The organism is Nitrospira sp. CMX1 (assembly GCF_054902215.1).
This window is the reverse complement of sequence record NZ_JBUBKD010000045.1, coordinates 149,499-161,967: the sequence shown is the minus strand read 5'-3', so window position 1 is coordinate 161,967 and position 12,469 is coordinate 149,499. Positions and strand designations below refer to the sequence as shown.

14 protein-coding genes and 1 pseudogene are annotated in these 12,469 nt (G+C 55.8%); 5 read left to right on the top strand and 10 right to left on the bottom strand.

The genetic code is table 11. From position 1 onward, the window contains the following. Positions 1 to 147 precede the first annotated feature (147 nt). The 5 genes and pseudogenes from ACYX34_RS12195 to ACYX34_RS12175 all read left to right on the top strand — a co-directional run. Positions 148 to 1,653, top strand: a complete 1,506-nt coding sequence (locus tag ACYX34_RS12195) for an aldehyde dehydrogenase family protein (protein ID WP_462076836.1) — start codon at positions 148 to 150, stop codon at positions 1,651 to 1,653. A 178-nt stretch (positions 1,654 to 1,831) separates the two neighbouring features. Continuing rightward, positions 1,832 to 2,341 carry a hypothetical protein gene (locus tag ACYX34_RS12190; protein WP_462076835.1) on the top strand — a complete coding sequence of 170 codons (510 nt, stop codon included), beginning with the start codon at positions 1,832 to 1,834 and terminating at the stop codon, positions 2,339 to 2,341. Positions 2,342 to 2,397: 56 nt separating this feature from the next. Next, positions 2,398 to 2,832, top strand: coding sequence for an OB-fold nucleic acid binding domain-containing protein (locus ACYX34_RS12185; RefSeq protein WP_462076834.1), 435 nt, complete (start codon positions 2,398 to 2,400; stop codon positions 2,830 to 2,832). Positions 2,833 to 3,072: 240 nt separating this feature from the next. Beyond that, positions 3,073 to 4,350: a lipoprotein-releasing ABC transporter permease subunit gene (locus ACYX34_RS12180; protein ID WP_462076833.1), complete on the top strand. Its 1,278-nt coding sequence runs from the start codon at positions 3,073 to 3,075 to the stop codon at positions 4,348 to 4,350. Positions 4,351 to 4,486: 136 nt separating this feature from the next. Continuing rightward, positions 4,487 to 4,582: pseudogene (locus ACYX34_RS12175) on the top strand (ATP-binding cassette domain-containing protein); the annotation flags it as partial. A gap of 107 nt (positions 4,583 to 4,689) precedes the next feature. On the opposite strand, the gene ACYX34_RS12170 reads toward ACYX34_RS12175, so the two are convergent. The 10 genes from ACYX34_RS12170 to ACYX34_RS12125 all read right to left on the bottom strand — a co-directional run bounded on the left by ACYX34_RS12170 (position 4,690) and on the right by ACYX34_RS12125 (position 12,453). Continuing rightward, complete coding sequence (locus tag ACYX34_RS12170; RefSeq protein ID WP_462076832.1) at positions 4,690 to 4,971, bottom strand: OsmC family protein; 282 nt, start codon at positions 4,969 to 4,971, stop codon at positions 4,690 to 4,692. A gap of 24 nt (positions 4,972 to 4,995) precedes the next feature. Then, positions 4,996 to 5,424, bottom strand: a complete 429-nt coding sequence (locus ACYX34_RS12165) for a DUF3995 domain-containing protein (protein WP_462076831.1) — start codon at positions 5,422 to 5,424, stop codon at positions 4,996 to 4,998. Further along, the gene (locus tag ACYX34_RS12160) at positions 5,415 to 5,759 is read right to left on the bottom strand and encodes a methyltransferase family protein (RefSeq protein WP_462076830.1); all 345 of its coding nucleotides are present in this window, start codon (positions 5,757 to 5,759) and stop codon (positions 5,415 to 5,417) included. The genes ACYX34_RS12165 and ACYX34_RS12160 overlap by 10 nt, the downstream gene beginning before the upstream one ends. A gap of 226 nt (positions 5,760 to 5,985) precedes the next feature. Continuing rightward, a complete protein-coding gene (locus tag ACYX34_RS12155; RefSeq protein WP_462076829.1) occupies positions 5,986 to 6,462 on the bottom strand; it encodes a hypothetical protein in 477 nt (158 codons plus the stop codon). Between the two features lie 71 nt (positions 6,463 to 6,533). Beyond that, positions 6,534 to 7,055, bottom strand: a complete 522-nt coding sequence (locus tag ACYX34_RS12150) for an N-acetyltransferase family protein (protein ID WP_462076905.1) — start codon at positions 7,053 to 7,055, stop codon at positions 6,534 to 6,536. A gap of 148 nt (positions 7,056 to 7,203) precedes the next feature. Beyond that, entirely contained in the window at positions 7,204 to 7,554 is a 351-nt protein-coding gene (locus ACYX34_RS12145) for a hypothetical protein (protein WP_462076828.1), read from the bottom strand. Beyond that, the gene (locus ACYX34_RS12140; RefSeq protein WP_462076827.1) at positions 7,544 to 8,170 is read right to left on the bottom strand and encodes a class I SAM-dependent methyltransferase; all 627 of its coding nucleotides are present in this window, start codon (positions 8,168 to 8,170) and stop codon (positions 7,544 to 7,546) included. Before ACYX34_RS12140 ends, ACYX34_RS12145 begins: the two co-directional genes overlap by 11 nt. 190 nt (positions 8,171 to 8,360) lie before the next feature. Then, positions 8,361 to 10,337: an alpha amylase C-terminal domain-containing protein gene (locus tag ACYX34_RS12135; RefSeq protein ID WP_462076826.1), complete on the bottom strand. Its 1,977-nt coding sequence runs from the start codon at positions 10,335 to 10,337 to the stop codon at positions 8,361 to 8,363. Between the two features lie 372 nt (positions 10,338 to 10,709). Next, on the bottom strand, positions 10,710 to 11,402 hold the full coding sequence (locus tag ACYX34_RS12130; protein WP_462076825.1) for an SAM-dependent methyltransferase: 693 nt from the start codon (positions 11,400 to 11,402) through the stop codon (positions 10,710 to 10,712). A 13-nt stretch (positions 11,403 to 11,415) separates the two neighbouring features. Beyond that, entirely contained in the window at positions 11,416 to 12,453 is a 1,038-nt protein-coding gene (locus ACYX34_RS12125; RefSeq protein ID WP_462076824.1) for an MBL fold metallo-hydrolase, read from the bottom strand. Between the last annotated feature and the right edge of the window lie 16 nt (positions 12,454 to 12,469).

Here is a 12,469-nt window from a genome sequence, read left to right as displayed (position 1 = left end):
TCCATAGATTTCCGCGCTGTCATTGTAAGCCGAGCGCCGAAGGCCAACGCCCTCGACTCTACCCCGGCCAGTTCTTATATAATAGGTCCGTACCCCACAACCCCCACAGACCTCACCTTCGATGAGGAGTCGAAACGGAGGATCATCATGATGACCGTCACTGCGCCTATCCCCTTGCACGAACAAGTCCAATCGTTCATCCGCACCCCCCGCAAGATGCTGATCGGCGGCCAATGGCGCGACGCCGCCTCGGGAAAAACATTTGCCACCTATAACCCCGCCACCGGCGATACCCTCGTTCAGGTGGCCGAAGGTGATCATGTCGACGTAAACCATGCGGTCAAGGCAGCACGAACCGCCTTTGAGAGTGGACCCTGGCGGAAGCTCACGGCCTCCGAACGTGGCAAACTGATCTGGAAGCTCGCTGACCTACTCGAGTCCCATGCAGAGGAGTTTGCCCAACTTGAATCGCTGGATAATGGGAAACCGGTTGGGGTGGCTCGAGTCGCGGATGTGGCACTCGCGGTAGATCTCTTCCGGTACATGGCAGGCTGGGCGACCAAAATCGAAGGCAACACGATTCCCATTTCCGTGCCCTACACCCCGGGCGCCAAGTATCTGGCCTATACCCTCCGTGAACCGGTGGGCGTCGTGGCGCAAATCATCCCTTGGAACTTCCCCCTCCTGATGGCGGCCTGGAAGCTCGGACCAGCGCTCGCCGCTGGCTGCACCGTGGTCTTGAAGCCGGCCGAGCAGACGCCGCTGTCGGCCTTGCGACTGGGTGAACTGATCTGCGAAGCGGGATTCCCGGACGGCGTCGTCAACATCGTACCTGGGTTCGGTGAAACGGCAGGCGCCGCCCTGGCGGCACACCCGGATGTCGACAAGGTGGCCTTCACCGGTTCCACCGAGGTAGGCAAGCTCATCCTCGGCGCAGCGGCCGGTAATCTCAAGAAGGTGTCACTCGAGCTGGGAGGGAAATCACCCAACATCGTCTGCAAAGACGCCGACGTAGAAGCCTGCATCCCCGGAGTCTCCAGCGCGATTTTCTTCAACCATGGCCAATGTTGCTGCGCCGGTTCTCGTCTCTTCATCGAAAAGAGCATCTTCGACCAAGTGGTCGAAGGAGTCGCAGCCAATGCGACGAAGATCAAAGTCGGTCCGGGGATGGATCCCACGACTCAAATGGGTCCACTCGTCTCGAATGAACAACAGCGGCGCGTCCTCAGCTATCTGGAGTCTGGGTTTTCTCAGGGAGCGAAGGCCGTGGTGGGCGGACACAAACTCGGGGACAAGGGCTACTTCGTGGAACCGACCGTCCTCGTCGACACTAAGCAGGACATGAAGGTCATGCAGGAGGAGATCTTCGGGCCGGTCGTCTGTGCGATGCCCTTCACGGATGTGGAGGAAGTCCTTCCGGCTGCGAACAACTCTATCTACGGATTGGCCGCGGCGGTCTGGACCCGTGACATCGGCAAGGCCCACCGTATCGCGGCGGAACTGCGGGCCGGCACGGTCTGGATCAACTGCTACAACATCTTTGACGCTGCCCTGCCGTTCGGCGGCTACAAACAATCGGGCTGGGGCCGGGAAATGGGCCACGACGCGCTGGAACTCTACACCGAGGTGAAAGCCGTCACCGTGCGGCTGTGAAGAACAGTAGTCTTAGCTGTTGGCGCTTCCGGAGTACAAGATCATCACGCTGCGGTGTGGTGGCGATAGTTCCTTTTGTTCGTGGTAGGCAGTGAGACTCGCGCAAGGACTCTGATCGCAGGCAGGAGGCCCCCAGTGCGCAAGATCGCGCACGATGTGGCTGCGCTATACTTGAGATATGCTCATCCTGACGCGGTACACCGTCCCTGTGCTGATGGTCCTGCTGTCCATCGCGACGACAAGCATCAGTTCCGCAGAGCCCTTTCCTCGTTCGAAACCGCCTGCCTTACACTCGTATGCAGTGACATCCATTCAAGCGATTCTGTCTGACCCCGGACACTATCAGTTCCGAATCGTACGGATCCGAGGCGTCGTACAATCCATTATTCAGGTTCCGAACTGGATCAAGTGCGGTTTTGCAGCCGCTTATAGGATACGTGTGGAGGATGAGTCTGGCGGACTGACGGTGATCGATCAGGGACCCTGCGCACGAGATTCGGGGAACAGCGGACCGGTGTTACCGGAAACTCTTGCGGGCGGTGAGCAGATTGATGCCCTCATTTTTGTCTCGTTCACAAATCAGCCACGCGAGTCTCCCAATCCACCTGAGGGGCTCCTCCAGTGGCTTGAGCGAGCCCCACGACAGGACCGCGCTGCTCTTTACCATTTCAGAAGTCGGGGGACTTGAGCACTCACCTCTGCAGAGAGGAGAAGCTTCAGCTAGACTTAAGACAGGGAGGGTTCATGGCGGTTCATCACTGGATGATGCGCAGTCTTCTCATTGGCGGCATTCTATTTACTCCAACCATGGCTGATGCTGGTGAGCCTGAATACGTGTCCATTCAAACATTGCTCTTGCCACAAGCCGCGTCCTATCAACAGCACATGGTGACCGTGCAAGGTGTGGCGAGCAACATCGAAATCATCCCGGAAACTTCTCCAAGAACCAGCAAAAAGCGCTGCGTGCTGGTGTATGGTCGAGCGACATTCACCCTGGACGATGAGACCGGCTCACTACCGATAGAAGTCTTAGGATCGTGTAGCCCAATTGCGATGGATATGTTGCCAAGGGAAGGAGAGACTGTCCGCCTCACGGGAACCGTGCATGTCCTGAAAAGTGACTACCCACGCCACGTGATTGTTCAAGCCGCAACGATTCAGATTCTCAATCTTCCGTAAGAGATAGGGACATCGATCGCCAGGTGAGCAGGCGAGATAGCAGCACCTCACCCCGACCGTTGCCTTCCACAATGACGTGAATCCGGCGTGGGGTCAGAATCCCTTATTGTGGTTAGTTGTGCTCAATCCCCTATTATGTTATGGCAATCTTGTCACCTATGTCTGTGTCATAGATGGTGTTCAAGAATAAAACCTCCACCCATGATAGAGTCCTCCCCCCCACCTCTGGCAGGAAAACTAGTGGCCCTACCCTATGAAATCTTCATTGGCCTTCGTTACTTGCGCGCCAAGCGACGCAATCGGACGATTTCACTGAATACGTTCGTGTCGGTGGCCGGCATCACACTGGGAGTGGCGGCACTGATCGGTGCGGTCGGCATCATGACCGGGTTTCTGGAGGACATTCAGAGCAAGATTCTCGGCACCACAGCCCATATCATCGTCCAAGAGCGAATCAAGGAACACATGACCGACTATGACCGTCTCACCGATAGGCTCCAGACAGTACCGGACGTTGTCGCAGCCACACCATTCGTCTTCCGCCAGGTGTTACTCACCACGCAACGCGGAGTCCAAGGCATCATCTTGCGTGGGATCGATCCGAAACGAGAAGCCACTGTCACCGAACTGGCCAAGAATATCACAGCGGGACAATTGCTCGACCTGCTCACTCCAGTGAAAGTGAAGCAGGTGCCGACCGATGCCCCTCAAGGTGAACCGCGCGCCGTTGAAAGACCAGGCATTATTCTAGGCAAAGAACTGGCGCTCAAACTGGAAGTGTCCGTGGGCGATACGATCAACGTCGTCTCTCCCGCCGGGCCAATCAGCGCAATGGGCGTGGTGCCAAAGATGCGACCATTCGCCGTGGTGGGTCTGTTCTCTTCGGGAATGTACAACTACGATTCTTCGCTTGCCTATATCGACCTCGGCGAGGCACAGAGATTGTTCAACCTGGGCGCAAGCGTCACCGGGATCGAGGTCAAGGTGACGGATGTGTTCCGCGCCGGAGAAATCGCCCAGCAGATCGAACAGGCACTGGGATTCAGCCACGGGGCCAGAGACTGGATGCAGATGAACCGCAACACCTTCTCGTCCCTGAAGCTGCAGAAGACGATCATGTTTCTGCTCCTCGTCCTCATCACGATCGTCGCCTCGTTCAACATCGTGAGCACATTGATGATGATCGTGAGAGAGAAACAAAAAGAAATTGCCGTTCTCAAGACGATGGGCGCGACAACACGCAGCATCCGGCGGATTTTCATACTGAATGGGCTGATCATCGGCTTCGCAGGGACGGCCATCGGCATTCCGTTGGGTTATGCCTTTCTCTGGCTGGTTCAAACGTTTTGGACCTTCGACCCGACTGTGTACGAAATCTCGACCATTCCGGTTCATGTGCTGGCGGAAGACGTGCTCCTGGTGGCGGGCTCCGCCATCTTGATCAGCTTTGTGGCGACGATCTACCCGGCCAATCAAGCCGCAAAACTCGAACCAGTCACCGCATTACGGTATGAATAGATTCGCAGGACTGAGAATTAAGAACAGAGGACTGAGTCCTCATTCCCGCCCCAATACTTCAAGCCTCAGTCCTTAGTCCTCATACCTCATCACTGAACATGATCTCCATCAATCATTTTCGATGGGGGCCTAAGAACTGCCTGTCCTGAAGGGAATCACCTTGGAAATTCAGCACGGTAAGCTCGTGGCGATTGTAGGAGCCTCCGGAGCCGGCAAGAGCACCTTAGCTGGCTCGCGGGAGTTTCATCCCACCCGGAATCCGATGCGCTTCGAGAGAGTCTTGCGAACCGGACACCTCCCTGCAACATCGAGCAAACGCGCACGGTCTTGTTCTGACAGCTATCCCTGGAGCTCGACCTCGTACTCACAGATGGTCTCCTCCGGATTGCTACGGTCCAGACTTACTCTGGCCGTCACACCAGACAGCGCAAGGCCATGTTGCTCAGCATACATGCGTAGCGTGATATTCATGCAACCCGCCAGCGCTGCCTCAAGCAGGTCATGGGGACGAAACCCTGACTCGCTGCCTCCCATGTCGCGCGTGGTGTCAGAGAAGATGGAATGCGTTCCGCTCGTGAGCTGTGTTTGATACCGAACCGGTTGGCTTGTGGCCTCGACCATCACTGAACCTCCCTGACGATGCGACTACGACATGAACCCAATGATAGACGACCCGATGGCCAAGAGAAGGCATAGCGGGGAGTACACCGCCGTATCCAAACGGGCAAAGCGAGTACCCCGGATCCGTTTGAAGAACCCCACCAGTCGGAAATCTCCGATCGCACGTAACAGCAGCAAGACAGCTAGGCCTCGGGTCAGCCATATCAACAACATGTTCGGGAATGGGAGTGAAACGAGACCAGCGGTCGCTGCAAGCAGCAACGCACACAGCGCCAATGCAACCGCTACCACGAACGTGGCCACAGCCGACGGCTGAAACACCGGCTTGCCATCGATTTCCGGGATGGCGGCATCCAGTCCGACGCGACCACCCAACAACCAATACACATGCCAGAGCGAGAGGGTGAGAAACGTGACAATTAGCGGAAGTGCGATGATGGTCGTTAGAGCCAACGGCGAACGTCCTTGGAATAGACAAGGTACTGCTCGCTGAATGATTCACGCAACATCTGCTCCTCGCGTGGAATGTGAAAGAAGTTGAGGAACAAAAATGTAACGAGCGTGGCCAAGTACATAGGCGATGTCCCAACCCACAGGGCTACGCCGAGCAATGACACGAGGACTCCAACATACATGGGGTTACGCGAAAATCGAAAGGGACCTTCGCATACGAGATGTGAGGACACTTTGCCGACAAAGAGGGTGGTCCTTCTAGACGTGAAGAGGATGCGCGCCCACATCATGAAGGCAACACCAGCCACAACCAGGCCACCTCCGAGGATTGGCATATAAAGAACCGTTGGCCAAGGACCGAGTCGGGAATGGATGAGCCAAGCGGAGATGGTAATGAGCATGGCCACAAAAGGAGGTTGAAGCAAGAGGTGCATAGTCGACCACTGAAGGCCTAACGGGCTGCTCCATCGCAGCTTGAATTCAACGAAAAACTAAACGTTCACACGGGCACACACGGCTTACCGTAAGCTGCCTGTTCGATAACTGCGTTAGACTGCTCAGTCATCGGCCAGCCAGGCTTGCGAAGTGGGCTCCGATACGCCAAAACATCCCGACGTTGAGTGCCATGAGAGCGAGGGTTGAAGTCCACCCACGAACCTCTGTACTTGTTCCGGAAAGCACACAATCGACAAGCCATATGACGAGAGCCGTGGCCATGACGAACTTCCAGCCTACCGTCACCGATAGAGGAAAGTAGCGGTGCAGGAACTCCCTTCCGGTGGAGCCTCCGTTTCGTATGTACAGGTAGATAAGGCCGGCGACTGTGATCACAAACGTGGCCCAAGAACCGACGACAGACCATAGACTGACATCTGCACTGGGCATCGTCGCAACGAATGTGAACTGCAGCCAATCGAACGCCATAATGACGAGGAAGTAGGCAAATGTGGCCCCTTCAGAGAGAGCATTTGCATTCAGCTGCTCTCGTACGAAACGACTATTCCACAAGTAACGGTGATTAATTGAGATGTGATCCATTCCGCACGTGCGCTTCCATTTTTATCAGCCCCCAACAAGCGCGGTTAGCCAAGGATCTCATAAACACAAGATTAACCGTCCACAGGATCCCTAGGCGTGGGTAAGACCAATTGGAAAAATGCGAGGTCCAGCCAGCGACCGAACTTGAACCCTGCCTGACGAATCGTGCCGGCATGGACGAAGCCCAGCCGTTCGTGCATGGCGATGCACGCGGCATTGGCAACATCGATCCCACCCACCATCACGTGATACTGTTGGTCGGCTGCTGCTGCGATCAGTTGCTTCATGAGAGCCGATCCAATGCCATGACCGCGATGGTCACGATGGACATAGACCGAATGCTCCACGGTGTACTTGTAGGCCGGCCAGGCACGGAACGTGCCGTAACTGGCGAAGCCGAGCAGGATATTTGATTCATCGACGGCCCCAATCACGGGGAACCGGCCATTGATTTTCAACTTGAACCAAGGCTCCATACTGTCAATGGAACGAGGGCGATAGTCGTAGAGCGCCGTCGAGTTGGCAATGACGTCGTTGAAGATTTCAAGGATTGCCGAGGCGTGGGACTCGTAAGTGCAGGAGATCAGCTTCATGGCATTGGAAAACAGTCGTTCACGAGAGAACTCACCCACGAACAGGTATTGAAATGGCACGCAAGCATGTTTCACTTGCGTACTCCCAACAGTACGTCCGGTTGATTGAATTGTTAGGCTTCACAGCGTGAACGAAATACTCACATCTTTAGAACACCATGACATGATCGCAGAGATATCGACCATTTTGATGGACTAATACCATTTCAGCCACAAACTCGCCTTTGGCTTTGGTAAAACGCTGTTTCCAAACGATGGCTGCCGACTCAGGCCGCTTGAACACCGCGACTAGCTGACGATCAGCGAAGAATCCTTTTTCCGTCTGATACTGCCGACACACTTTTTGCAGATACTCTTTCGTCACAATGTTCTTTATCCGATCACTGAAATCCCTGACGTGCGCCTCGTAATCGATTCGAGTGGATGCCTCCATCAGATTGTCCATGATCGGCGTGGCGATCTCGAGAATGTCCGTGTCTGACAGATCCTCAAAATTCATACGCCTCCATGACAGGCCAACGCTTCGACGCAGCACCACCGAGCTTTTCGGCTTCATAGTAATTATTTTCACCTTCATCGACATGCGTTCGGATCACACGAAAGCCGAGATGCTGGAGCGCGCGCGTGTACGCGATGCGACCGAGCGACCAACATTCGAGGCCGGTCGTGACATCCTGCCAAGTTCCTGTTTCGACAGGCGCGGTGAAAAGAAAACGCCCTCGTGGCTCGAGGATCTCCGATACCCGATGAAGAAGGGACAACTGTTCGTCTTCGCGAAGAAAAGCCAGGAGGCCGATGGAGATGACTGCCTCGAATGTCCGTCCAAAATAGTTACCGTCAAGAGCCGACGCACATTGCGTGGGAATCGTGGGAAAGCGCAATCGAAATTGCTTCAGCAACGTGGGCGAGGTATCGATCGCCCATACCGCAAGCCCAGACTCCACGAGGACCTGTGTAATGGGATACCCCCCGCCACAGGCGATTTCGACCACGGAAGTACCAAACGGGAGCGATCGTGCCCAATGCTCGACGATCTCGACTCCGACACGAGATCGATCTCGATCGTCAAGATACTGCAGTGCCTGCATTTCATAGAAACGCCCCACATCGATCATACGGCTACGTCCTCCGGTAAAGAATTATGGGTCAACTCACGATGAACACGTTCTCTGGATAAGGATGTATTTCCCCTCCAAGCCTGTGACGTATCGGCACCCGGGAGAAAACCTGTCAGCCGGGTGTATTCACCGAGAGGAAACCTGGTTCTTCAGCCCGCTTTCCTTGAGCACTCAGCTGCCCCTCTGTTCAGAAATCTCCACCATCACGTGTGAACACCAGCAGGCTGTTCGCGGGCAAGGTAAGACCGGCTGAAGCCGGCATTCCGTCCCATGACGATCCGTCCGCGTCGACGCCCCCGGGGTTGCCCTGTGCATGGGGGTTGAACCATTGGTCGTAGACATCGCTGTTGAAGATTTCGTTCCAGTGCCCTCCGTCGGGAAACCCAAGAGTGTAGTGAAACAGCGTCTGCTCATTCAGGCTGGCCACGACAACCACGTCTCGCCCGATACCAGGCACCCAACGGTGCATCGCGATCACCCGGTTGTCATGATGCACATGGAACACGTTGAGCCCTTCTCCGCGAAGCGCCGGATGCTTTCGCCGCAGCCACAGAAGATCGCGCGTGAAGCGGTGTTGATCCGACATGTGTTTGTCTTGGCCTTCAAGACCAGCCCACCAGATCAACAACTCCGGCCGCCCGGGCCAATCCGTCCAATACTTGTCCTCGAGAAATTCCTGACCCATGAAGATCATCGGGACACCTGGAGCGGTCAGCAACAGACCGGTCGCGACTTTGGCTCGACTGCGTGCATACCAGGACCGCGCGTCGGTCGGATCCGCGAGGGCGGCGATGCGTGGTTGACGGTCGCGACCCTCGTGATCGACGTACAACAAGTCATGATTCTCGATGCATTGCAACACGGTCCAACGGCCAGGGCTTTTGTGCGTGACGTACAGGGCATCGCGTAAGAGTTCGAGATTAACGTGGGCATCCCGACCTCCTGCACACTCCCCAATGACCGTACGTAGGCTGTCCCGAAGCGCGTCACCGTAGCCGATGTCGAAGCCCATGCCATACGGAGGAGCGGCGATACCTTTCCACCGTTCACCCCCCCAGTATTCGGCAATCTGAACGGCACTCGGCTTGACGAACCGTAGCGTGCTTGCCAGGTTCTGAGCAAAGGACCACCCACCGCTTTCCGCGATCACCGTGACCTGATCGTAACGCAGCCCATCCACGTGATACTCCTCCAGCAGAAACTTAGCGTTATCAATCAGGAACTGTCGGACTTCGCGCTTCCAAAACGCGAAGACTCGCCCACCGGCATGGTCCTGATCGGTAAAGTACAGACTGTTGTTGTCGGTCGTGTACGGCTGCCGGTCGTAGAACTTGAGACTTTGATCGTCAAATCCGCCGCCCGCATGGTTATAGACGACATCCGTAATCACCGCGATGCCATACAGATGGCAGAGGTCGATAAAAGCCTTGAACTGATTGATCTGGCCGGTCAGTTGAGCAGCCGTCATCGGAGCACATCCCTTGACCGTCAGTAGGCGATTGACACGACCGAGGTAGGGCGCAAGATCTTCAGGAGGAACGGAATAATCCATCTCGGGTGAAAACAGATCGGTGCCATTGTAGCCAAGGCTGTTCTCCCCCTGATATTCCTGAAACGGCAGCGGCATAACCGCATTCACCCCGAGGTCGGCAAAATATTCGATCCGATCCACGACGTCCAGAATCTTGCCGATGCGGTGACGGCGAATGTCGTTGCCGGCGCTATCCTTCGCGTAAAACACCCCGATATGAAACTGGTAGATGAGGAGATCATTGAAACCCGGCGGGCGGAACCCCTCGTCGTGCCATGGATAGCCGGTCGGGTCGCGGACAATACAGTTGCAATCGGGATAGCCGTTCAACTCCAGTTCGCGTGCATACGGGTCACGCTTGAAGCCTTCGCTCCCGGTTCCGACCACGTAGAAGCGGTACAGATCTCCATCCTTCACGCCGGGAACAAAACCGGCCCAATAGCCATGGGCATCTTTCACGAGCAAGTCGCCTACCCGTTTGGGGAAAGCTCTGGGCGCAGTACCCGTCGGATGGCCCAGTGCGATGTAGACTTCCAGCGCCATCGGCGCCCAGGTGCGGAACGTGGCGCCACCAGGCACAACCGTAGCGCCGAGCGGCGTATTCGCTGTGATATTCAGTTGGGAGGTGGCCATGATGGTCCTCCTTGAAATTGGAGAGAGGAGGTTCACGTCCTTCCCTGATCCACTGCAAACCTACGTACCGTCGCAGCCAACACCCGTATGCCTACGCCTGAACAGCTGCATGAGGAGCGGTTGCCTCTGTGTGGGAAAGAGGCTCATCGCGTCGATGAATAGCCTGACTCTGTCTCAAGAACACAGGCTACTCTCTTCGAAACATGCGTACAAGTGCAGATAGGTGACGCCTGTACTCAATAGTCTCGAATGTATCAAAGTGAAACAGTGCTGCCGATGATAGACTTGTCGATGGCTGGTTCTGTCGCTGCACAGCGGGAAGAACATGAGCAGGGGGTTTATTCCATAACAGCCTGGAACGACATCCGGCCATTACCTGGCATCTGCCCGCGTGATGCACAGCATCTGGTTTCCACCGCGTTGGAGTTCGTAGGACACGGGGCGGATTTCATGGTGATAGCCGGCGCGTGCGAAGTCCTCAAGAAGCGGTGCGAGGTAGGGAGACGGCTTCAGGGCGAGGGTCAGCAGGGGAAACACCCGGACTTCTTCCGCGATTCGCAACAACTCGGAGAGAGCGGCACGGTGAAACTCGTACGAGAAGTGATCCGAGTATAAAAATAAAAAATGTGAACACAAGGCGAGCTCAAACTGTGCGTCAGAAAAATCCAATCGTGGAAGCTCGCCGATGACGTACCGACCGTCTGCTTTTCCTTGTTCGTAGTCCGCGAGGAATCGCGTGAGTACCTGAGTGCGGTGCGCTCGCAGCTGCTCGGGTGATTGGTGGAACCTCCAGACCCAATCACCCGGCGTCTCTTTGATCTGCCCGACAATCCCATCAACGATGGCATAGAACCGTTGCTCAATTTCAGCGACTGAGAATGTGTACAACGGATCCACAGAGATCACACGTTTCCCCAGCGCCGGCATCTCGGCATTGAAACTTGCCGGACCACCGGCCACGTCGACGATAGTTTTGGTCAGATCCTCGAGAGACAAGGAGAACATCGCCCGATATTCATCGAGAGAGCGACCGAATGGAACAACCTGATCCAATTGCATAGCCATGGCTATCTGTCGTCTAGAAACAAGGCGCCACGATTCGGTACAGCGGGTACAAGAACAGGAGGCCCATGGTCACGACGAGCAGCCATATCCATTTTGACCAAAAGACCGGGGGATCAACCAGGGGCGTCGTATAAATGGACAGATCACCATTCTGATAGACCCGCCAGGGGATGCCTGAAGCTAGATAATGGGCCGCATACCGGTACGTGGCTGTGCCCTTAACAATCTTGTCCAGTTCACGATCGAACAGCGTGAGCCAGTCGCGATCAAACCGTGGGATGCCATGTGCGCCGAAGAACAGCGTGTCGGCATTGGTGAGGTGTAACAACCGCGTACTGTTCTCCTTGTACGCCGTCAGATCGGACCCCGATGCAAAGGCGATGATGCCGCTCAGATGTCGGTAGACGAAATCACCGGTGAAGACCTGGTTGCGATGCCGATCGAACAGCACGATCGACTCCGTGGTATGCCCTGGCAAGTTGAAGACCTCGACGGTCCGGCCTCCAATATCGAGGGCCTCACCATCCGCGACAAGATGCGCAACCTTGAGCGGTCGCCAATCCATCCCGTGCGACTCCAATGGACCGATCGTATAGACTCCGTCTTTGATTGTGGTATGGATGTCCGGGCGGTCGATAAGAGTCACGCCGTCAAACGCAGCGGCATCAGAGATGTGGTCGTAGTGAAAGTGGGAGAGGATGAGTGAGATTGGCTTCTTGCCTGTGTACAGCTCCGCCACCTCGCGCATGGATCGAGAACCGGCCGGACGCTCGCCGCTCCCCGCATCGAACATGAGAGATCGAGTCTCTCCGACGAGGAGATACGACGTGTTGTACTGCGAGGATTTCGGTTCGTTGATGGCAAAGGTTTGTGTATCGATCACTTCGACCGCGTACCAGTCGTCGATCATGTTTGACGCAGAACTGTAGGTCTCTCCTCGATGGACGTCGCCGAACACGTCCGAGGGTTCTACCATTCTATCCACGCAACCCATAAGGGTGAACCCAACGATCAAGACGGCGAGGATCAACCCGACTATTACCTGGCGCAAAGGATGTGCCTTCCCT